Genomic DNA, 20,103 nt, shown 5'->3' on the forward strand with positions numbered 1-20,103 from the left:
CCAAAGGCTTGGGTCGCCATTACAGGGATGGCAACATGAATTTCGAACTTCTGTTCCAGCTTCTGCTGAACGGTTTGATTGTCGGGACACTCTATGGCGTTGTCGCCATGTGCTTTGTCCTGATCTACAAATCGACCCAGATCGTCAACTTTGCCCAGGGTGAGTTCCTGCTGATCGGGGCATGGGTGTGTTATGCATTCCTTGTCGAGATGCATATGCCCTTCTGGCTGGGTTTCCTGTTTACCTTGCTGTTTATGATGGCGTTTGGCATCGTTCTGCAAATGGTTGTCTTGCGACCGATGATTGGCGAACCGATCATTTCGGTGATCATGGTGACCATCGGGCTTTCGATCTTCTTCCAGGCAGCAACCAAGTGGATATTCGGGGCAACCACCGCGACCTATCCACAGGTGTTTGAAACCCGATCGGTCAACCTTTTGGGGATGCAGATCGAGACGGCCTATATCATGAGCTTCGTGATCTCGTTGTTCATCATGGCCGGTTTTTACTGGTTCTTTAAATATTCCAAGCTTGGCCTTGCCATGCGGGCAACCGCATTTGACCAGCAGGTCGCGCAAAGCCTTGGTATCTCCGTCAAAACCGTATTTGCCATGTCCTGGGCAATCTCGGCCCTTGTATCGGGTGTCGCCGGGATCGTGATCGGCATGGTCAATGGCGTGTCGTCCGCGCTTTCGGTGATCGGTATCAAGGTGTTCCCGGCGGTGATCCTCGGCGGGCTTGATTCAATCATCGGTGCCATTGTCGGCGGCGTGATCATTGGTCTGCTTGAAAACACCGCAGAGTTTGTTGACGGCCAGTATCTGCACTGGGGCAACCTGTTCTCGATCGCACCGTTCTACGTGCTGATCATTATCCTGTGCATCAAGCCATACGGCCTGTTTGGCACCAAAGACATCGAACGTATCTAGAGGACGGGGAAGATATACTATGGCTGGATTTTCTATACGTCCTTGCGGTGACTTCCGAACCACCTATCGTCAGGATACCCGCATCTTTGATACGACCTATATCCGTAACGCCGCGATCCTTGGCATCTTTGCCGTCGCCATGATCCCGTTCGTTCTGGATGGCTATTACGTCAACCTGTTTATTCAGATTTCGTATTTTGCGATTGCCGCATTGGGCTTGAATATTCTGGTCGGCTTTACCGGGCAGATTTCATTGGGCCATGCCGCATTCTTTGGCTTTGGCGCCTTTGCGTCGGCCTGGATCAACAACACAACCGGTATTCCTGTCCTGTTGTCGATCCCGCTGGCCGGTTTGATGACCGCAGCGGTTGGTATGCTGTTTGGTTTGCCAGCGGCCCGCATCAAAGGGCTTTATCTGGCGATTGCGACACTGGCAGCCCAGTTCATCCTCGAAGATTTCTTTGCCCGGGCCGAATGGTTTACCGGTGGGTCCTATGGCGCGGCCGCCAATCCGGTCAATGTGTTTGGCTATGAAGTTCTGGATGATTTCAGCTTCTTCTATGTCTGCCTGTTCTTCCTGGTGGTGATGTATCTGCTGGGCACGAACCTGATGCGGACCCGCGATGGTCGTGCCTTTGTTGCCGTGCGTGACCATTATCTTTCGGCTGAAATCATGGGGATCAACCTCACGAAATATCGCCTGATGAGCTTTGCCATTTCGTCTTTCTATGCCGGTGTCGGCGGGGCGATGTATGGCCACTATCTGGGCTTTGTCTCGGCCGAGGGCTTTACCATTCTGCTGTCGATCCAGTTCCTCGGCATGATCATCATCGGTGGTCTTGGCTCGGTCAAAGGGACGTTGATGGGCACGGTGTTCATGGTTTTGTTGCCAGAAGTCATGGAAACCGGTGTCAGCGCACTAAGCGTTTTTGAATGGGCCAATTCGACGGCTGTGACCGATGGACTGGCATATATCAAGGAGATGGCAATTGGTCTGGCCATCATCCTGTTCCTGATCTTTGAGCCGGATGGGCTTGCCCATCGCTGGCAACAGATCAGGGCGTACTGGAAGCTTTATCCCTTCTCGTACTGACTAAAACCCCGAACCCGGCCCGCTTACAAAAAACAAAAGGGCCGGGACAAAAACGGGGCGACCGGGAGGCTTACTTTAGTGAAAACGTCCAAGGGAGACGTCGTTATGAAAAGATTGATTGCTGCGACTGCGATGGTCGCAACGGGGCTGTCGTTCTCGGCAGCACACGCAGATGACGATATGGTATTTGTCGGCCATCTGATGGACATCACCGGTGCCACCGGCTTTATTGGCAAGTTCTATGCCGATGGTGTGCGCGATGCGCTGTCTTACATCAACACCCATGGCGGTATTGATGGCACGGTTCTGGATTCTGAATCCGTTGACTATGCCTATAAGGTTCCGCAGGCGATTGCGAACTACAAGAAATGGCGTTCGCGCAACGACATGGTGGCGATGCAGGGCTGGGGCACGGGCGATACCGAAGCCCTGATCAGCTTCGTTGCCAAGGATGAAGTGCCGGTCTATTCCGCATCCTATTCCGGTCACCTGACCGACCCGACGGGCAAAAACCCGAAAACCGCCAAACCGGCACCTTATAACTTCTTCTATGGTGCGTCTTATTCCGATGCCTGCCGTGCGCTGGTTCAGTGGGCCGCAGAAGACTGGAAACAGTCCGGTGGTTCGGGCAAGCCGGTCTTCTCGCATATCGGCGATAACCACCCCTATCCGAACGCCCCGAAAGAAGCCTGTGCGGAATACGCAACCGAGCTTGGCTTTGAAGTAACCGCACCGGTCGTTGTTTCGATGAAGCCGGGTGACTTCAAGGCACAGTGCCTGACCCTTAAGGAAGCCGGGACCAACTATGGTTACCTTGGTAACCTTGGCCCGTCGGTTGTGTCGCTGGTGAAATCCTGTGACACGGTTGGCGCGACCCCGAAATGGCTGGCCAACATCTGGGCTGGTGACTACGAGACTCTTAAAACCATTGGCGATGTCGAAAACTACATCTTTCCGGCGATGACCAGCTTCTGGACCGATGAAGGTGTTCCGGGCATGGATCTGGTGCGCGAAATCTCCAAAATGTCGGACCGCTCTGGCGAAGAGTTCCGCACCCATCACTATATCCGTGGCATTTGCTCTGCCTATTACATGAAAGAAGCCATGGAATGGGCCAAGAACAATGGCGGCATCACCGGTGCGAACATCAAGGCAGGCATGTATGCCCGCCAGAACTGGGTGCCGGCCGGTCTTGAAGGCGTTTGCATGGAAGCAACCTGGACCGCCGAAGACCATCGCGGCATCAACACCGTCAATATCTATAACGGTAGCGCCAAAGGCGGTGAAGCAACGGTCGAAAAAGTAACGACTGTAACGCTGCCGCGTCGTGACGACTGGCTTGGTTACTAAGATCATCCAGTAAGGCGAATGTCTCCCAGACTGTTCGGAGGCAGGGCATAAGACGCAAGATGCCCTGTCTCCGACAGCTGGAGATCACAAGAAGATCATTCGAAAGGGACACCATGGCAGAGCCCGCCCGCAAAATAGAAACCGCCGAACCGATGCTGTCGGTCAACAATATTGAAGTCGTCTATGACGAGGTGATTCTGGTCCTGCGTGGCGTCTCGCTTGAGGTTCCGCAAGGCAAGATCGTGACCCTTCTTGGCCCAAACGGGGCTGGTAAATCCACGACGCTTAAGGCGATTTCGGGTTTGCTGAAAACCGAAGACGGCGAAGTCACCCGTGGTGATATCAGTTTCATGGGTAACCAGATTGCCAATGGTAATCCCGAGGATATCGTGCGCTCCGGCCTGTTTCAGGTCATGGAAGGCCGCCGTATCATCGAGGACATGACCTGCATCGAAAACCTGCGTCTGGGCGCCTATACCCGCAAGGACAACAAGGTCAAAGACGATATTGAAATGGTCTTTGAATATTTCCCACGCCTTAAGGAACGAACCGGACTTGCCGGTTACCTTTCAGGTGGGGAGCAACAGATGCTGGCGATCGGACGTGCGCTTATGGCGCGGCCCAAAATGATCCTGCTTGATGAACCGTCGATGGGCTTGTCGCCGCTTCTGGTCAAGGAAGTGTTCGGGATCATTGAAAAGATCAACCGCGAGCAGGGCATCACCATGCTCATTGTTGAGCAGAACGCCAACTTTGCGCTTAAGGTTGCCGACTATGGTTACATCATGGAAAGCGGTAAGGTTGTTCTGGATGGCACCCGTGACGAGCTTCTGAATAACGAGGACGTCAAGGAGTTCTATCTTGGCGGCGGTTCTGAAGAACGCAAAAGCTTCAAGAACATCAAGTCCTACAAGCGCCGCAAGCGTTGGCTCTAGGATAGAGATACACCGGGGCCGTATATCGGTGTGGTGGACGCCTTTGAATGAAAGACGGGTATGATGCTTAAAACTTATTATGACGAGCGCGAAACGCGAACTCCCGGAAGCCGCGAGGCCGGCTTGATGGCAGCACTGCCGCGCATCCTGCATCATGCCAAATCGCAATCGAAGGCTTATGGTCGACTGTTGGCCGATATCGAGCCGCAAAAAGTTACCACCCGCGAGGCGCTGGCGAAACTGCCGCTGACCCGCAAGTCGGATCTGATTGATGCGCAGGCCAAGGAACCGCCGCTGGCGGGTCTGAACGCAACGCCAATCCCGGCGATGGCGCGCCTGTTCCAAAGCCCGGGGCCGATTTATGACCCGCAGGGCAAGGGCGATGACTGGTGGCGGATGGGTCGTGCGTTCTTTGCGGCTGGCTTCCGCCCCGGCGATATTGTTCATAACTGCCTGTCCTACCACCTGACACCGGGGGGCTTTATCTTTGACAGTGGCGCACGGGCCTGCGGGTGTGTTGTCGTTCCGGCCGGGGTCGGACAAAGCGAGGCACAGGTCAAGGCAATCAGCGATCTTAAGCCAACCGGATATAGCGGTACGCCATCCTTCCTGAAAATCCTGATCGAAAAGGCCGAGGAACTCGGTGCGGATATTTCATCGATTAAGCGGGCACTGGTATCGGGCGAAGCATTACCAGAAAGTCTGCGATCCTGGTTTGCCGAACGCGATATCGCCATGCTGCAATGCTATGCCAGTGCCGACCTTGGCCTGATTGCCTATGAAAGCGATGCCAAGGACGGCATGATTGTTGCCGAAGACATCATTCTTGAAATCGTCCGTCCGGGCACGGGTGAGCCGGTGGCAGAGGGCGAGGTTGGCGAAGTCGTCGTTACCACGCTTAACATGGACTATCCGCTGATCCGGTTTGCAACCGGCGACTTGTCGGCAATTGCCGAGGGTGCAAGCGCCTGTGGTCGCACAAACCATCGTATCAAAGGCTGGATGGGGCGTGCCGATCAGACCACCAAGATCAAGGGCATGTTTGTTCATCCGCAACAGATTGGTGAAATCGTCAAACGTCACGGCGACATTGCCAAGGCGCGCCTGGTCGTTACCCGCGAAAACGATAACGACGTCATGACCCTGACCTGCGAGGGTATTGATGACAGTCAGATTGATGCGATTGCCGAAACCCTTGCCAGCGTTTGCAAGCTGCGCGGGAAGGTTTTGGCTGTCGAGGTCGGCAGTCTGCCCAATGACGGCAAAGTGATTGATGATCAGCGTGATCTGACCTGATTAAGTTAACTGACTTAGTGTTTCATTCCCGCTCGGGAAACCTGTGCCGCTCGGCTTTGCCGGCGGCACTTTTTTTCTTTTAGATCAGGCTGACTGCTTTAAGCACTAGGCCACCTGCAAGCAGCGTAAGTGCGGTCCCGACAATCACATTTTTAAGGGAAAGCACAGACCCGTCACCATGGTCGTGGTCATGGTCGTGATCATGGCCGTGGTCGTGGCCACCATGATCATGCTCGTGGTCATGCTGTGCAGCCTTTTGACCTTCGCGGCGGAGCCACAGCAGGATGCCAATTAGACCAAAGGCCGCGATGTTCAGGAACAGCGTATAATTGACGCCGAATGCACTGACCTCGGCGATGTCACGGCTGCTTTCGGGCAGGGCACCAATTGCGACAAAGGCGTAATGCAGGATAAGCGCGGTGGCCACAATGCTTGCATACATCACACCTGCGATATAAAGCGCAGTTTTCCAGCCATAATATCGGGCATTGACCTTAACCAGTGGCGGGACCATCAGGTCCGAATAGATAAAGCCCATAATCCCGGCAAAGCTTACACCCCCGGCACTGAGAACCGTGGCCAATGGAATGTTCCCCATCGAGCCGATAAACGTCGCGGCGGCGACAAATGGTGCCACAAGGGCGTTTTCAAGAACGGTCAGGAACGGCAAGTCTGACGCCTTACCGGTGCCGTCCCCGGCAAGGAACAGGGTCTGCCAAAATTCGGCCGGGACAAAGACCGCAATAAAGCCGGCAATCGTGAAGCCGATCAGGATTTCACGCCAGACCATCTGCCATTCCATGACAAAGCGGTTGCCAACCTGCTGCCAGCCTTGTTTGGACTTGATGCGTTTCTTCCAGTCGAAGTCGTCTTCTTCGCTGCCGGTTTCCTCGTCGGCATGTTGCTTGGCGGCTTCAATCATCTCCTTGGGATATGTCACGCGGATCAGAACGGCAGAAATCGCGATCATCAGGATACCACCGATGATTTCGGCGGCCAGAAACTGCCAGCCAAGAAACAGGAATATCAAAACGCCAAGTTCAATGACCAGGTTGGTCGATGCGAACATGAAGGCGACGGTGGCAATGAAATGTGCGCCTTTCTGAAACAGCGATCGTGCCGCTGAAAGGGCTGCAAACGAGCATGAACTTGATATGGCGCCAAACAGACCGGCAAGCGAAACACTCCCGATACCGGCGTCGCCCATATGCGCAGTCAGGCGGTTCTTGGGAACGAAAACCTGAATCGCGGCACTGATGGCGTAACCAAGCACAAACGCCCACAGCGCGTTCCAGAAGAAACCAAGTGCGGTCATGACGCCGTTTGAATATTGATCTAGCAAATCCATTGTGACCTTCCTGCCATTTCAGGTGTCGGGGTACTGTTGAAACGGCTGGAAAGGTGAACTGTTCCAAGATAGGCATTCGGCAACATCTGTGTATGATGGCCGAAATACTAAAAATGCCGCGGGGGAAGCACGGTGCGTACGGGCAAGGTTTTTGCCGTTTCCATGATTACGGTCTGCCAGTTGATGGCGCTTGCGCTGTGGTTCTCTGCCACGGCGGTGCTGCCGCAATTGCGCAGCGAGTTTGGCATTGGGGCGCTGCAATCATCGCTATTTACCAGTGCGGTTTTGCTGGGTTTCGTTCTGGGAACTGTTACCAGTGCGATCCTGGGTCTGGCGGATCGCATCGAACCCCGCCGTTTCTGGGCGGCATCGGCGATGATTGCCGCGACCGCCAATATCCTTATCCTCGTTGTTCCGGTTGACGGCATTGTTGTGATCCTGTTGCGGTTGATCACGGGCGTTTGCATGGCCGGGATTTATCCGATTGGCATGAAGATGGTGGCAACCTGGTCACGCGGGGATACCGGTTTCTTGGTCGGGCTTTTGGTCGGGGCGCTGACCATGGGGTCTGCCATGCCGCACCTGTTTGCGGTGGCGGTGCCACTGGACTGGCGATACGTGATCATGACCGCCAGTGTAACCGCCTATATCGCGGCGATTGCCATCCTGTTTGTGCATCTGGGCGGGACACCGGGACGATCGCCCCGCTTTGATCCAAAAATGGTTGGCAAGATTTGGTCAAACAAGCCGCTGCGCCATGCCTGCTATGGCTATTTTGGGCATATGTGGGAACTGTATGCCATGTGGGGCTGGATCGGATTGTTCCTGTATGGCGCGTTTTCGGATCGTGTGATGGACAATCCCGGTGTCTGGTCTGCACTTTCGACGTTTGCCATTGTTGGCATCGGCGCGTTCGGGTCCTTGGCCGGGGGGTATTATGCTGACCGGATTGGCAGAACGACCGTGACGATTGCCGCCATGATCGTTAGTGGTGCCTGTGCGCTGGTTGCCGGTGGGTTATCCGATGCCCCGATTATACTTCTTATTGTGGTCTGCATCGTTTGGGGGATCTCTGTGATTGCGGATTCCGCACAATTCTCGTCCTGCGTAATTGAACTGGCCGACCCGCATCAGGTCGGCACGGCATTAACCCTGCAAAATGCCATCGGGTTTCTGATTGCGCTTGTTTCCATCCATCTTGTGCCGGTTGTCGCCGATCAGACAGGTTGGTGGGGGGCATTTGCCATGTTGGCTGTCGGGCCTGTTTTGGGAACCATTGCCATGGTCAGGCTGCGCATGATGCCCGAGGCGATACAGCTCTCAGGCGGTAAAAAGTAAGGTTTGCCCGCTATAATTGCGATCTTTGGTGATCGGCTTCACTTGACAGCAGGGTGTTAAAAAGCTGCGCTGTTTGGGTTTTCTTGACCATTATCAGTACTAATATTAACTTCTGGCGGAATTTTCTTGCTGTCTCGCGTTCGGGGCGATGCGGCGAATATCCAAAAATAAGGGTCTTTCATGAGTCTCACCCTCATTGTTTTGCTTCCCTTCATTGGGGCGGTCTTACCCGCCATAATGATCAGGGCCGGGCGCAATGCTTGTGCAACAGCGACCGGTTCTGTCACGCTGCTTGCCCTGATCTTGCTGATGGCAAAGGCCCCGGCGGTCATTGACGGCGAGGTATTTCAGGTCAGTTATAGTTGGCTGCCGGAATTGGGTCTGAATGTGACCATCTTCCTCGACGGGCTCGGGTTGCTGTTTGCGACCCTGATCCTGGGTATCGGTCTTCTGATTATCATCTATGCGCGGTTCTATCTTTCCAAGGACGACCCGATGGGCAGGTTCTATGTGTTCCTGCTTTTGTTCCAGGGGGCCATGGTTGGCATCGTTCTTTCCGATAATATCCTGCTGCTGTTGATTTTCTGGGAACTGACATCGCTGTCATCGTTCCTGCTGATCGGGTACTGGAAACATTTGCCTGAAGGCCGTCAGGGCGCACGCATGGCGCTTGCCGTGACCGGTGCTGGTGGTTTGGCAATGATTGCCGGGATGCTGATCCTTGGCGATATTGTCGGGTCCTATGATCTGACGGTGATCTTGCAGAACGCCGACCTGATCCAGGCATCGCCGATGTATCTGCCGGCCTTGATCCTGATTTTGCTGGGCTGCTTTACCAAATCGGCACAGTTTCCGTTCCACTTCTGGCTGCCGCACGCGATGGCCGCACCGACGCCGGTTTCGGCCTATCTGCACTCGGCCACAATGGTGAAGGCGGGCATCTTCCTGATGGCACGCATGTGGCCGGTTCTGTCGGGCACGCCGGAATGGTTCTATATCGTCGCGACCGCTGGTCTGGTGACCATGGTGCTGGGGGCTTGGATTGCGATCTTCAAGCACGACCTTAAGGGTCTTCTGGCATACTCGACCGTCAGCCACCTTGGTCTTGTGACCATGTTGCTTGGTTTCGGGACGCCGATGGCGGCCGTTGCCGGGGTCTTCCACATCATCAACCACGCGACCTTTAAGGCGGCCCTGTTTATGACGGCCGGTATCATCGATCATGAAACCGGGACCCGTGATATCCGTCGTTTTGGCGGGTTGCTCAACCTGATGCCGATTGCAGGCACCATCGGGATTATCACCGCCGCCTCGATGGCCGGTATCATTCCGCTTAATGGTTTCATTTCCAAGGAAATGATGCTGGAAGAAGCATGGCACACCATGTGGCTGGATCAGAACTGGGTGGTTCCGCTTCTGGCGACCGTTGGTGCCCTGTTCTCGGTGGCGTATTCCTTCCGGTTTATTTTCCACGTCTGGCTGGGCAAACCGCGTGATGAAAACCTGCCACACCATCCGCATGACCCGCCCTTTGGCATGTGGGCACCGCCCGCATTGCTGACGGTTCTGGTGGTTCTGATCGGTCTGTTCCCGTCTGCCATCGCAGGGCCACTGGTCGCTGCGACAGCCGGGGCCGTTATCGGTGGTGAATTGCCGGAATATCACCTGTCGCTTTGGCATGGGCTGACACCGGCCCTTGGCATGAGTGTGATTGCGATTATCGGTGGATCGCTGTTGTTGATGCGCCATGGTGGCCTTATGTCGGCAACCGCCAATTTGTCGCGGCCCGATGCCAAGGCAATGTTTGATTGCGGTATGGCCAAGGCCGTCGCGCTCAGCCGACTGGTTTCGAACAATCTTCATAACGGATCGTTGCAGCGTTATCTTGCAATCACGATCATCGGTTCCATCGGGATCGGGCTTTCGGGATTCTATGCGCAGCCGGACTTCCAGTCAGGCACGCGCGAGCTTCTTGAAGTCTCGCCGCCTGCCGCGATTGGCTGGTTGTTGCTGGTTGTGACCTGTATTGCGTCGGTCTTTATGCATCACAACCGCTTGCTGACCTTGCTTCTGGTCGGTGTGGTTGGTCTGATTGTGTCGCTTGGCTTTATCTATCTTTCGGCACCGGATCTTGCGCTGACGCAGATTTCGGTCGAGGTGGTGACAGTCATTCTGATGTTGCTTGCCCTTAACATCCTGCCCAAGGAAACCCCGAAGGAAAGCCTGCCGGGCCGCAAAATGCGTGACGGTATTGTTTCGATTGCGGCTGGTCTTGGGGTTGGGGGTGCGATCTGGGCGATCATGACCCGCGATCTGCCAAACACAATCTCGTCCTATCATCTGGCGAACTCGAAAACCGAAGGTGGTGGCACCAACGTCGTGAACGTCATCCTCGTTGACTTCCGTGGCTTTGATACCTTTGGCGAGATCATCGTTCTCGGGATTGCCGCACTTTCGATCTTTGCACTGATTGAAACCGTGACCCAGGGCGAGGCGGCCAAACGTCTGGCCAACTGGGTTGTCAGCAACCGTCGCTCGGCTGATCGTCACCCGATGATGATGGTGGTGGCAACGCGTGTGATGTTGCCACTGTCTCTGATGGTGGGTGTTTACATCTTCCTGCGCGGTCACAATGAACCGGGCGGTGGCTTTATCGCGGGTCTGGTCGTGTCGGTTGCGCTGGTTATGCAGTATATGGCGTCGGGCTTTGGTTGGACCCAGAACCGCATGAAGGTCAATTACCATGGCATGATCGGTCTTGGCGTGATTGCCGCGGCGATTACCGGGGTATCGGCCTGGGTTGCCGGGCTGCCGTTCCTGACCAGCGGGTTCGTTCATGTTCACCTGCCGATCGTTGGCGAGTTCGAACTGGCATCGGCCATGGGCTTTGACCTTGGCGTGTTCCTGACCGTGGTCGGGGCAGTGATGCTGGCCCTTGCCAAACTTTCGCAGGTCGAACGTATGGCCGAACATGTCGAAATAAATACCGAGCCGATGGACCACGATCCGTCGTTGTCGGCAGCACCGGCGGCAACGCCGGGCAAGGAGGCCTGATATGGAATTTCTTGTCGCAAGCAGTATTGGGCTTCTGACCACGTGCGGGACTTATTTGTTGCTGCGCGGGCGAACCTTCCCGGTGGTTGTTGGCTTGGCCCTGCTGTCCTATGCGGTGAACGTCTTCCTGTTCGCCATGGGACGTCTGACCATCAACATGCCGCCGATCCTGCGTGAGGGTGTCACCGAATATACCGACCCGCTGCCACAGGCGCTTGTCCTGACGGCAATTGTGATTTCGTTCGGTATGACGGCATTGATCGTTGTTTTGTCGATCCGGACTTTCCTTGAAATCGGTAATGACCATGTTGACGGTCGTCCGGTTGGCGCGCCATCCGAAGCAGGAGATAAAAACTGATGGGTGACTGGATTGTTGTTCCCATAGTGCTGCCCGCCGTGATGGCCGCCCTGATTGTTCTGGCGGTGCGTCACGACATCATTTTGCAGCGCGTGTTTTCCATCACGGCAACGGTCGCCCTTGTGGCCGTCACACTTTCGCTTCTGGTTTATGCCAGTGGCAATGGCCCGGAAATGTATGCGCTGTCGGATTGGCCGGCACCGTTTGGCATTGTTCTGGTTCTTGATCGTCTTTCGGCGATGATGGTGTTCCTGACATCGCTTCTGGGTCTTGGCGTTGTTCTTTTTGCATCAAGCGAATGGGACCAGCGCGGCAAGCATTTCCATGCCCTGTTCCAGTTCCAGCTGATGGGGGTCAATGGTGCGTTCCTGACCGGTGACATCTTTAACCTGTTCGTGTTCTTCGAAGTTCTGCTGATTGCGTCCTACGGCTTGATGCTGCATGGCGCGGGGGCAGAACGTCTTAAGGCCGGGATGCAATATGTCGTCATCAACCTGACAGGGTCTTCCTTGTTCCTGATTGGTGTCGGCATGATCTATTCCGTCACCGGGACGCTGAACATGGCCGACCTTGCCATTCAGGTGACCAATGTCGCGTCGGGTGATGCAGCTCTGCTGCGCGCGGGTGCGTTGATCCTGCTTCTGGTGTTCTGTGTGAAGGCCGCACTTGTTCCGGTTCATTTCTGGTTGCCGGGCACCTATGCCAATGCACCGGCACCGGTGGCAGCCCTGTTTGCCATCATGACCAAGGTCGGGGCCTATTGCGTTCTGCGTGTCTATTCGCTGGCCTTTGGCGATACGGCAGGCGACATGGCATGGCTGGCAGCGCCTTATGTCCTGCCAGCGGCGCTGGTGACCCTGGTGCTTGGTATGACCGGGGTTCTGGCGGCGAAACGCCTTAACAGTCTGATCGCCTTTTCGGTGATCGGATCGATGGGGACCTTGTTGATTGCCATCGGGCTATTTACGCCCGAAGCCATTTCGGCCGGTCTTTATTATATGCTGCATTCGACCTTCTCGGCGGCGGCCCTGTTCCTGATTGCCGATCTTGTGGTGTCACGCCGCGGGCAGTTCGGCGATAGCTTGCATACCGCGCCGCGTTTTCATCAGACCGGCTTCCTGGCGGTTCTGTTCTTTGTCGGTGCGATCGGTATGGCCGGGATGCCGCCACTTAGTGGCTTTATCGGTAAACTTCAGATCCTTGATGCGGCACGCGACAGCGATGCGATGGTCTGGATCTGGTCGATCATTCTGCTGACGTCACTGATGTGTATCGTCGGATTTGGCCGGGCGGGCAGTGTACTGTTCTGGAAAAGTGCCTCCGTCGACGGCGAAATCACGGTCGAAGGTGCGAAATGGCCGGTTCTTCCGATCATTGCCAGTTGCGGTATGGTCAGTGGCCTGATTGCGCTGACCATCTTTGCCGGACCGATCACCGAGTATCTGAACGGCGTTGCGGCACAGTTGTTTGATACGTCGCATTACATCGAAGCGGTGCTGGGCGCAAACGCCCTGTCACTGGTCGGTCAATAAGGGGAGAGGATAGAAAGATGATAAAACGTTATCTGCCCCATCCGCTTTTGACACTTGTACTCCTTGTTGTCTGGGTTTTCCTGGTCAATGAGGTCTCGGCCGGTGCGGTGATCTTTGGGCTTATTCTTGCGATCATCATTCCGCTGATCACGGCCAGTTTCTGGCAGGATCGACCGCGCTTGCGCAACGTCTATGGCATTTGCGAGTACGGGCTGATTGTGCTGTGGGACATTCTGGTCGCGAATGTGATCGTGGCTGGTTTGATCCTGTTTCGCAAAACCGAAAGCCTGGAATCAAAGTCGGTTGTTGTGCCGCTTGATCTGACTTCGCCAGAGGCGATCACAACGCTTGCCGGTACGATCACCATGACGCCGGGAACCGTGACGATTGATCTGAGTGCCGATGCCAAAAGCTTGCTTGTGCATTGCCTGCACGCACCCGATCCGCAGAGCGTGGTGGACGATATCAAGAACCGCTACGAACGCCGTCTGAAGGAGATTTTCGAATGATCGATTATGCACTGAATTTCGGCTTTATCTGCGTTGCGCTGGCTCTTCTGATGAACCTGTATCGTTTGACCGTCGGGCCGACCACGGCAGACCGGGTTTTGGCCGTTGATACCATGGCGATCAATGCCATTGCCCTTCTGGTTCTGTACGGGATTGGCAAGGCGACCGCGATGTATTTTGAAGGGGCATTGCTGTTTGCGATGTTCGGGTTTGTTTCAACCGTGGCCTATTGCAAGTTCGTCTTGCGCGGCGACATCATCGAATAAGGGAGCGTAACGATGCCGTTTGTTGTTGAACTCATCATTTCGCTTCTGATCGTGATCGGCGGGCTGTTCTTGCTGGTTGGGTCGTTCGGGATGATCAAGTTGCGCGATCTTCTGCCGCGCCTGCATGCACCGACCAAGGCCAGTACTGTCGGGCTTGGTGGTGTCTTGATCGCGTCCATGCTGTTCTTCTGGATTGAGCGCGGTAAATTCACCATTCACGAATTGCTGATCACGCTGTTCATCTTCCTGACAGCGCCGATCACCGCAAACCTGATCGCCAAGGCGTACATGTTGCTGAATGTTGATCCGAACAAGGAACTGCCGCCCAGCAAACAGAATGAAGGTTGGGCAACCTTTGATCCGATCGGCCCGGAAGGCTATGACCCAAGCGAAGAATATCAGGAAAAGGAAACCTGAAAGGGTCAGGACCTTTGATGAATTCAAGCGGCACCGGGAAACCGGTGCCGTTTTGTTTTTAGGGTGTGTTGCCTGCGTGCATCCCAGTTGCTAAGACGAATAACAGAGAGGGACGGGACAGAGATCACCATGCCGGATTTTTCCATCGAAGATCAGTATCACGGACGAATAGCCGGGATCGACGAGGTCGGTCGCGGGCCGTTGGCGGGCCCGGTCGTGGCGGCGGCGGTTATCCTGCCACGCGATGAACGTCTTCCGGTGGAGCTGCTGTCCGAGCTTAATGATTCCAAGAAACTCTCGGTCAAGAAACGTGACCACCTTTATGGCGTCATCATGAACTGTGCCGAAGTCGCCATTGGCGCGGCATCCGTGCGCGAGATTGACCAGATCAATATCCTGCAGGCGACCTATGTTGCGATGCGACGTGCGGTCAGTCGGCTTGGAGCTTTGCCTGATCAGGCACTGGTTGATGGCAATCGCGACCCCGGCTTGCCTTGTGCGGTGGAAACGGTGGTGAAAGGCGATAGCAAGTCGCTTTCAATTGCCGCGGCATCAATCGTTGCCAAGGTGGTGCGTGACCGCGCCATGGCCCGCCTTGCCACGCGATACCCGTTCTTTGGCTGGGAAGGCAATGCCGGGTACGGGGTCAAAAAACATATGGCGGGACTGGGCGAGGTGGGCCCGACCGCCCATCACCGCAAAAGCTTCAAGCCGATTGCCGATTTGTTTGATGCGATGATGGATGGCTGCTAGCGCCGCTTTCACGGCATTCGGGGCTAGGCCACGGCGGTCTGGTTAAACGGCACGATATGGGCACGTACCAGATCGGTGCCATCTTCTTCACGGGTGATGGCGGCAAAGCCATCTGCATGACGAATGGTGACACGTTCCTGCACACGGCATTCGCTGCGAAACTGAATATCCAGACCTTCCGGGTGAAAATCCGGTCGACCGTCCGGACCCGCAACCCCCATGACCCATTGCATCAGGCGCACATTGTTGACGTGCCCATAGAGATCAAGATCGGACGGCCGTGCCTTGATATTATCCATGGTCGGCAAAGGATCGGTGGTAAAGGCTGGTCGCAAAGGTGGCTCGATCAGTTTGGGGCCGGGCGGATCGGGCAGTCGTTCGGCCACCCAATCGGGCCATTGGGCCGCACGACGAGTGCCAAGGTCAAACATCACCCAGAAACTTTGCGCGACACCGACGATTTCTCCTTTGCTATTGGTCAGGCGAAAGTCACGGGTGGCGACCCGGCGTGATACCCCCGACGGCCATGTTTCAATCAGGATATCCTCGCCATTTCCCGGATAGTTGCGCATATGAATGACCATGCGCGCCAGAACCCATGCAATGCCCTGATCAACCGTATCGTCATAGGCCAGTTTCAGGATACGCGCGCCCCAACCGGCGGCATCCTGCATATAGTCGGCCAGTGCAGACATCATGACCTTGCCATTGTCACCGATCTCGGAATAACGAACGCGATAGTTTCCCTTCCACCCGCAATTGGCCGGAAGTGGCGCCGTTGAAATCCTGTTCCAGTCGATGGTCATGGCAGGCCTTTGTATGGGTATCGCGCGATCAATAGGACGGTTTTTGCCGCATTTTCTTGGTATCACCGCGCTTCTTTTTGGAATCGACGCGTTTACGTTTGGCAGAAAGACTGGGGCGGGTTTTGACCCGGTATTTTTTGCGTTCGGCAGCCTTGCGTAAAAGTGCCAGAAAACGGTCAATCGCATCCTGCTTGTTGCGTTCCTGGGTACGGTGGCGCTGAGCGTCAAAAATGATTTCGCCGTCATTGGTCAATTTGCTGCCGGCAAGTTCACGCAGGCGATTGCGCACATGCATTGGCAATTCCGTCAGGTCATCAATGCGCACACGCATCTGAACAGCACTGGATACCTTGTTGACGTTCTGCCCGCCCGGGCCGGAGGCACGGACAAACTGAAAACTCAGATGGCGTTCATCCAGATAGAGGCCATTTTCAATTTCAAGCATGGGAAACCGTGCAGATTGTCGAACTGTTTCAAGGTGATCAATTAACTGAGTGTTATGGTCGGCGATTGATTGAATTTGCTGATTTCTATGCCTACATTGAGCTCTGCTCTAACCTGTCAGGGGTCGGATCGACTGTAAACAGGAAATCAATGCTGCGCGTCTCGCATATCTATCTGGCCCTTGGGTGGCTTTCTGTTGGTCTTGGTGTGATCGGTATTTTCCTGCCGCTTTTGCCAACGACGCCCTTCATGCTGTTGGCCGCTTGGCTGTTTGCCAAGGGATCACCACGCCTGCATGACTGGATATGCAATCATCCGCGTTTTGGTTTGTCGATCCGTCAATGGAACGAGTATGGCGTGATCAATCGCCGTGCCAAAACCCTTGCCATGGTGGCGTTTCTGGTGGTGATTACGGCGTCATTGGTGCTGATTGAGAACCGCTGGGTGGCGTTTATTCAGCTTCTGGTCGCCATTCCTGTTAGCTGTTTTATCCTGTCCCGCCCTTCGGAAGCCCGGTTGGCCAAGGTGCAGAACCCAACAGGTAGCAGTCAATAACGCTGGCAAAGGGCAGGGCTCTTAGCCTGCCTTCTTGCGCGACAATTCTTCCTGACAAGTTTCTTCAAGCTTGTCGAGTTCATCAAGCGTGGCGTCAATGTCTTCGCGCTGCTTGCGAAGTGTTGCGCGGCGTTCATTGACCTTGTCGACCAGTGTGGTCAGCTGGGTGATTTCGCTGCGATCGCCGTCATAAAGATCCAGCAAATCGCGAATTTCCTTTAGTGAAAATCCAAGCCGCTTGCCACGCATGATCAGGCGCAGGCGCACACGGTCACGTTGGCTATAGATCCGGGTCTGACCTTGCCGTTCGGGCGAAATCAGTTCCTGATCCTCGTAAAAGCGGATGGTTCGGGTGGTGACTTCGAATTCGCGGGCAAGATCGGTGATGGTGTAGCTGTCGCTCATGGGGGCTCAATCATCTTTACGCTTACGTAAACTGAAAGCTACATGCTTTCGGATGCGGCGACAATCGACAATTCTTTTGGCAGCTCGACACAAAATGTGCTGCCCTGGCCAGGTTTGCTGGTGACATCGATACCGCCACCATGTCGGTCGACGATCTTTTTACAGATCGCAAGACCAATTCCCGTCCCGGCATAATCCCCATAGCCATGCAGGCGCTTGAAGATTTCAAAGATGGTTTCGTGATATTGCGGGTCGATGCCAATCCCGTTATCGGCAACAAAGATCCGATAGCTATCGGGTGTCTCAGAGGCAAAAATCCGGACCTGACCATTTTTCGGATCGCTGTATTTAAGCCCGTTTGACACCAGGTTCTGGAACAACAGCAGCAACTGGCTTGCGTCCCCCATAACGGTCGGCAGATGGCCTTCGCGGATGATGTTGCCTTCGGGGGTGGAACCGGCACGCCTGAAATTGGTGACAATGGCATCAAACAGATTGTCGAGCGGGACGGGATTGAACGGTTTGCCGTGGCGTCCAACCCGCGACAGGGTCAGGAGGTCATCAATCATCCGCTGCATGCGTTGCGTGCCATCAACCGCGTAATGAATGAATTCGTCAGCAGTTTCGTCGAGTTGCCCCTCATAACGCCGGGCAAGCAACTGCGTGTAGCTTGAAACCATGCGCAACGGTTCCTGCAAGTCATGCGAGGCGGCATAGGCGAACTGTTCGAGTTCCGCGTTAGAACGTTCAAGTTCCTGCATCGTGCGCTGGATTTCTTTTTCGTGGCGTTTGCGCTGGGAAATATCACGCAGCGTAATGATGTAGTGATAACGCTGATCGGCGGAAAAATGGCTGATCGCGACTTCAAGCGGCACATTGCGACCACTGAGTGTGGATGCCAGTACTTCGATCACGCCGGTGCCAAGGTCGGTCAAAAGCCGGTTCGGCGGCGGCGGTGTCAGCGGGGTATGTTCGCTATCGGGCAGCAAAAACCGGATGATGTTGCGCAGTTCCGGATCACCCGTCGGACCGCAAAGCTCCTGCGCGCGGGAATTAAGCGGTTCGATGCTGCCGTCATCAGAGGCGACAAGAATCGCATCGATGGTGTTTTGCAAAATCGCGCGTGTGCGGTCTTCGCTGCGTTTGGTTTGCGTGACAAGGTCGGCCAGTTCGGCGGCCTGCTGGCGCAAAAGACGGTCGCGCTGAACAGCCAGTGTGACGTCGCGAATGATCAATGAACAAAGCGTGCCATTACGCTTGGTCTGGATCGGGTGAACACGAATGGATTGTTCCATACGATCAAAACTGGCGGCAAATTGCGGTAGGGGACGAAGCGGCAAGGCTCCCTGATTGAGCGAGGGTGAAATGACAGCTGGCATGCCGAATTTCAGGCAATCTTCAATCGCAAGGCTGACACGACCGAGTTTTGTGTCGGGGAACACATCGTGCAACGCCTTGCCCATGACCTGATCGGCATCCTTGCCCGACCGGCTTTGCATCCATTGGTTCCAGTGGCAAATCGTCCCGTCCGGGGCAAGCGCAATCAGCCCTGTATCTGCCGTATCAAGCAGTGCTGCAAAAAGATCAGCAGCATCGCTGTCACGGTTCAGGTCAAATGACGGGGGATGATCCCCCTTAGCGGATTGCGACTTTGTCATTCACCTCTCACCGGTTATCCAAGGGAGTTGGCCAGAAAACGCCGCACCAGTTCACGCAACATCTGGATGGACTCCAAGTCCATCACAAACAGCACATAGCCATCGATATCGTTCTGACGCAGCATGAATTGTACATGCAAAATCATCAAAACGGGATTCGTGGCGGCGCTGCCCCCTGCGGTGTCATCGTCAAGCAATGCACGCGTTTCGCGTTTGCGAAACGTCGGCATGGAGCAATTGATCGGTTCACCTAGAACGTTCGAAATACTGCCAAGGCAGGCATTCAGAATAATGTTGCCGACCTCCATCAGGGCTTCCTGTTCAAGATCGGTCAGCGTATCAAGCGGCACGTCAACTTTAAGCAAGCTACGAACAAGTTCCAGACTGCGAACTTCCGGGAATACCAGCATGGCTTCACCGGTAAACGGTCCATGAAAACTTTGACTGACGGCAGAAACAACTTCGGTCGGGGCGTTGGCAAGTTCGCTATCGGAAAACCGTTCGACAAACGAGATGGCAGGCACGGTCAGTTCAACGGGCTGATTAACCATTTCAGAAAGGGACGATGCAGCACGCCCGACACCAATATTGATCAGTTCACTGATTGTATCATGTTCAAGTTCGGTCAGTTCGATCATCGGGTTGCTTCCCGCGACATGATGTAGTCGCGAATTTTGTCCTCAGTCGGGGGCTTTGCGATGAAATCAAGTCCAAGGTTCTCGGCCTTGTTCTGGATCTCCTGTTGAATATTGGCAGTCAGAAGCGCAATTACAGCCCCGGGGAACTGGCTGCGCAGCTTTTCTCCCAGTTCAAGCCCATCCATTCCCGGCATGTTGAAGTCAACCAGCATGTAGTCATAGGTTTTGGCATCAACCATCTCAAGCGCCTTGGCGCCATCCTCGGCCTCGTCGATTTCCCAATTGGCAAAGTTGCTGGAAATGAATGCCTTGACCAGAAGGCGGGCAAACTTGCTGTCATCAACGAGCAATACGGATTTAGTGTTTGGCATTTTCATCTCGATTTTGCGGGGCAGTGGTGGCGAAGCATCTATCAATTG

At 54.9% G+C, this 20,103-nt stretch carries 21 protein-coding genes; 14 read left to right on the forward strand and 7 right to left on the reverse strand.

What is annotated here, in order from left to right:
• Positions 1 to 35 precede the first annotated feature (35 nt).
• From AC5Q5A_RS03560 to AC5Q5A_RS03580, 5 genes are all read left to right on the forward strand, one after another.
• Positions 36 to 929, forward strand: coding sequence for a branched-chain amino acid ABC transporter permease (locus AC5Q5A_RS03560; protein WP_008889236.1), 894 nt, complete (start codon positions 36 to 38; stop codon positions 927 to 929).
• Between the two features lie 19 nt (positions 930 to 948).
• Positions 949 to 2,022: a branched-chain amino acid ABC transporter permease gene (locus tag AC5Q5A_RS03565; protein WP_008889238.1), complete on the forward strand. Its 1,074-nt coding sequence runs from the start codon at positions 949 to 951 to the stop codon at positions 2,020 to 2,022.
• Positions 2,023 to 2,127: 105 nt separating this feature from the next.
• Positions 2,128 to 3,372: an ABC transporter substrate-binding protein gene (locus AC5Q5A_RS03570; protein WP_493894356.1), complete on the forward strand. Its 1,245-nt coding sequence runs from the start codon at positions 2,128 to 2,130 to the stop codon at positions 3,370 to 3,372.
• A 152-nt stretch (positions 3,373 to 3,524) separates the two neighbouring features.
• Complete coding sequence (locus tag AC5Q5A_RS03575) at positions 3,525 to 4,307, forward strand: ABC transporter ATP-binding protein (protein WP_008889240.1); 783 nt, start codon at positions 3,525 to 3,527, stop codon at positions 4,305 to 4,307.
• A 60-nt stretch (positions 4,308 to 4,367) separates the two neighbouring features.
• Complete coding sequence (locus AC5Q5A_RS03580; protein WP_493894357.1) at positions 4,368 to 5,603, forward strand: phenylacetate--CoA ligase family protein; 1,236 nt, start codon at positions 4,368 to 4,370, stop codon at positions 5,601 to 5,603.
• A 79-nt stretch (positions 5,604 to 5,682) separates the two neighbouring features.
• Here AC5Q5A_RS03580 and AC5Q5A_RS03585 read toward each other — a convergent pair whose 3' ends face one another.
• Positions 5,683 to 6,951 (reverse strand): permease, encoded by a 1,269-nt coding sequence (locus AC5Q5A_RS03585; protein WP_493894358.1) that lies wholly within the window; start codon positions 6,949 to 6,951, stop codon positions 5,683 to 5,685.
• A 132-nt stretch (positions 6,952 to 7,083) separates the two neighbouring features.
• On the opposite strand from AC5Q5A_RS03585, the gene AC5Q5A_RS03590 reads away from it, so the two are divergent.
• The 8 genes from AC5Q5A_RS03590 to rnhB all read left to right on the forward strand — a co-directional run bounded on the left by AC5Q5A_RS03590 (position 7,084) and on the right by rnhB (position 15,178).
• Positions 7,084 to 8,289, forward strand: coding sequence for an MFS transporter (locus AC5Q5A_RS03590; protein WP_493894359.1), 1,206 nt, complete (start codon positions 7,084 to 7,086; stop codon positions 8,287 to 8,289).
• Between the two features lie 180 nt (positions 8,290 to 8,469).
• Positions 8,470 to 11,343, forward strand: coding sequence for a monovalent cation/H+ antiporter subunit A (locus tag AC5Q5A_RS03595; protein ID WP_493894360.1), 2,874 nt, complete (start codon positions 8,470 to 8,472; stop codon positions 11,341 to 11,343).
• A 1-nt stretch (position 11,344) separates the two neighbouring features.
• Positions 11,345 to 11,701 (forward strand): Na+/H+ antiporter subunit C, encoded by a 357-nt coding sequence (locus tag AC5Q5A_RS03600; protein ID WP_064779809.1) that lies wholly within the window; start codon positions 11,345 to 11,347, stop codon positions 11,699 to 11,701.
• Complete coding sequence (locus AC5Q5A_RS03605; protein ID WP_493894361.1) at positions 11,701 to 13,233, forward strand: monovalent cation/H+ antiporter subunit D; 1,533 nt, start codon at positions 11,701 to 11,703, stop codon at positions 13,231 to 13,233. The genes AC5Q5A_RS03600 and AC5Q5A_RS03605 overlap by 1 nt, the downstream gene beginning before the upstream one ends.
• Before the next feature lie 17 nt (positions 13,234 to 13,250).
• Positions 13,251 to 13,742: a Na+/H+ antiporter subunit E gene (locus AC5Q5A_RS03610; protein WP_064779807.1), complete on the forward strand. Its 492-nt coding sequence runs from the start codon at positions 13,251 to 13,253 to the stop codon at positions 13,740 to 13,742.
• Positions 13,739 to 14,008 (forward strand): K+/H+ antiporter subunit F, encoded by a 270-nt coding sequence (locus tag AC5Q5A_RS03615; RefSeq protein WP_063088598.1) that lies wholly within the window; start codon positions 13,739 to 13,741, stop codon positions 14,006 to 14,008. Before AC5Q5A_RS03610 ends, AC5Q5A_RS03615 begins: the two co-directional genes overlap by 4 nt.
• Before the next feature lie 12 nt (positions 14,009 to 14,020).
• Complete coding sequence (locus tag AC5Q5A_RS03620) at positions 14,021 to 14,425, forward strand: Na+/H+ antiporter subunit G (RefSeq protein ID WP_064779806.1); 405 nt, start codon at positions 14,021 to 14,023, stop codon at positions 14,423 to 14,425.
• A 129-nt stretch (positions 14,426 to 14,554) separates the two neighbouring features.
• Positions 14,555 to 15,178 carry a ribonuclease HII gene (gene rnhB, locus AC5Q5A_RS03625; protein ID WP_493894362.1) on the forward strand — a complete coding sequence of 208 codons (624 nt, stop codon included), beginning with the start codon at positions 14,555 to 14,557 and terminating at the stop codon, positions 15,176 to 15,178.
• A 23-nt stretch (positions 15,179 to 15,201) separates the two neighbouring features.
• Here rnhB and AC5Q5A_RS03630 read toward each other — a convergent pair whose 3' ends face one another.
• Both AC5Q5A_RS03630 and arfB read right to left on the reverse strand, forming a co-directional pair.
• On the reverse strand, positions 15,202 to 15,984 hold the full coding sequence (locus AC5Q5A_RS03630; RefSeq protein ID WP_493894363.1) for an acyl-[acyl-carrier-protein] thioesterase: 783 nt from the start codon (positions 15,982 to 15,984) through the stop codon (positions 15,202 to 15,204).
• A gap of 28 nt (positions 15,985 to 16,012) precedes the next feature.
• Complete coding sequence (gene arfB / locus AC5Q5A_RS03635; RefSeq protein WP_063088602.1) at positions 16,013 to 16,429, reverse strand: alternative ribosome rescue aminoacyl-tRNA hydrolase ArfB; 417 nt, start codon at positions 16,427 to 16,429, stop codon at positions 16,013 to 16,015.
• A 149-nt stretch (positions 16,430 to 16,578) separates the two neighbouring features.
• Here arfB and AC5Q5A_RS03640 point away from each other — a divergent pair, with 149 nt between their 5' ends.
• Positions 16,579 to 16,983, forward strand: coding sequence for a YbaN family protein (locus tag AC5Q5A_RS03640; RefSeq protein ID WP_063088603.1), 405 nt, complete (start codon positions 16,579 to 16,581; stop codon positions 16,981 to 16,983).
• Between the two features lie 21 nt (positions 16,984 to 17,004).
• Here AC5Q5A_RS03640 and AC5Q5A_RS03645 read toward each other — a convergent pair whose 3' ends face one another.
• The 4 genes from AC5Q5A_RS03645 to AC5Q5A_RS03660 are packed head-to-tail and all read right to left on the reverse strand — an operon-like array spanning position 17,005 to position 20,055.
• The gene (locus tag AC5Q5A_RS03645) at positions 17,005 to 17,388 is read right to left on the reverse strand and encodes a MerR family transcriptional regulator (protein WP_064779803.1); all 384 of its coding nucleotides are present in this window, start codon (positions 17,386 to 17,388) and stop codon (positions 17,005 to 17,007) included.
• A 38-nt stretch (positions 17,389 to 17,426) separates the two neighbouring features.
• On the reverse strand, positions 17,427 to 19,046 hold the full coding sequence (locus AC5Q5A_RS03650) for a sensor histidine kinase (protein ID WP_493894364.1): 1,620 nt from the start codon (positions 19,044 to 19,046) through the stop codon (positions 17,427 to 17,429).
• A gap of 14 nt (positions 19,047 to 19,060) precedes the next feature.
• Complete coding sequence (locus tag AC5Q5A_RS03655; protein WP_493894365.1) at positions 19,061 to 19,684, reverse strand: chemotaxis protein CheC; 624 nt, start codon at positions 19,682 to 19,684, stop codon at positions 19,061 to 19,063.
• Positions 19,681 to 20,055, reverse strand: coding sequence for a response regulator transcription factor (locus tag AC5Q5A_RS03660; RefSeq protein ID WP_493894366.1), 375 nt, complete (start codon positions 20,053 to 20,055; stop codon positions 19,681 to 19,683). Before AC5Q5A_RS03660 ends, AC5Q5A_RS03655 begins: the two co-directional genes overlap by 4 nt.
• Positions 20,056 to 20,103: the final 48 nt, after the last annotated feature.

The organism is Thalassospira sp. CA1, from assembly GCF_059052855.1.

Bases quoted from the DNA above. Each gene is read 5' to 3' on its own strand.
- AC5Q5A_RS03620 (WP_064779806.1), top strand. From the start codon at position 14,021: ATGCCGTTTGTTGTTGAACTCATCATTTCGCTTCTGATCGTGATCGGC.
- AC5Q5A_RS03595 (WP_493894360.1), top strand. From the start codon at position 8,470: ATGAGTCTCACCCTCATTGTTTTGCTTCCCTTCATTGGGGCGGTCTTA.
- AC5Q5A_RS03645 (WP_064779803.1), bottom strand. From the start codon at position 17,388: ATGAGCGACAGCTACACCATCACCGATCTTGCCCGCGAATTCGAAGTC.
- AC5Q5A_RS03615 (WP_063088598.1), top strand. From the start codon at position 13,739: ATGATCGATTATGCACTGAATTTCGGCTTTATCTGCGTTGCGCTGGCT.
- AC5Q5A_RS03660 (WP_493894366.1), bottom strand. From the start codon at position 20,055: ATGCCAAACACTAAATCCGTATTGCTCGTTGATGACAGCAAGTTTGCC.
- AC5Q5A_RS03580 (WP_493894357.1), top strand. From the start codon at position 4,368: ATGATGCTTAAAACTTATTATGACGAGCGCGAAACGCGAACTCCCGGA.
- AC5Q5A_RS03585 (WP_493894358.1), bottom strand. From the start codon at position 6,951: ATGGATTTGCTAGATCAATATTCAAACGGCGTCATGACCGCACTTGGT.
- AC5Q5A_RS03570 (WP_493894356.1), top strand. From the start codon at position 2,128: ATGAAAAGATTGATTGCTGCGACTGCGATGGTCGCAACGGGGCTGTCG.
- arfB (WP_063088602.1), bottom strand. From the start codon at position 16,429: ATGCTTGAAATTGAAAATGGCCTCTATCTGGATGAACGCCATCTGAGT.
- AC5Q5A_RS03565 (WP_008889238.1), top strand. From the start codon at position 949: ATGGCTGGATTTTCTATACGTCCTTGCGGTGACTTCCGAACCACCTAT.
- AC5Q5A_RS03630 (WP_493894363.1), bottom strand. From the start codon at position 15,984: ATGACCATCGACTGGAACAGGATTTCAACGGCGCCACTTCCGGCCAAT.
- AC5Q5A_RS03655 (WP_493894365.1), bottom strand. From the start codon at position 19,684: ATGATCGAACTGACCGAACTTGAACATGATACAATCAGTGAACTGATC.
- AC5Q5A_RS03640 (WP_063088603.1), top strand. From the start codon at position 16,579: ATGCTGCGCGTCTCGCATATCTATCTGGCCCTTGGGTGGCTTTCTGTT.
- AC5Q5A_RS03650 (WP_493894364.1), bottom strand. From the start codon at position 19,046: ATGACAAAGTCGCAATCCGCTAAGGGGGATCATCCCCCGTCATTTGAC.
- rnhB (WP_493894362.1), top strand. From the start codon at position 14,555: ATGCCGGATTTTTCCATCGAAGATCAGTATCACGGACGAATAGCCGGG.
- AC5Q5A_RS03560 (WP_008889236.1), top strand. From the start codon at position 36: ATGAATTTCGAACTTCTGTTCCAGCTTCTGCTGAACGGTTTGATTGTC.
- AC5Q5A_RS03575 (WP_008889240.1), top strand. From the start codon at position 3,525: ATGCTGTCGGTCAACAATATTGAAGTCGTCTATGACGAGGTGATTCTG.
- AC5Q5A_RS03600 (WP_064779809.1), top strand. From the start codon at position 11,345: ATGGAATTTCTTGTCGCAAGCAGTATTGGGCTTCTGACCACGTGCGGG.
- AC5Q5A_RS03610 (WP_064779807.1), top strand. From the start codon at position 13,251: ATGATAAAACGTTATCTGCCCCATCCGCTTTTGACACTTGTACTCCTT.
- AC5Q5A_RS03605 (WP_493894361.1), top strand. From the start codon at position 11,701: ATGGGTGACTGGATTGTTGTTCCCATAGTGCTGCCCGCCGTGATGGCC.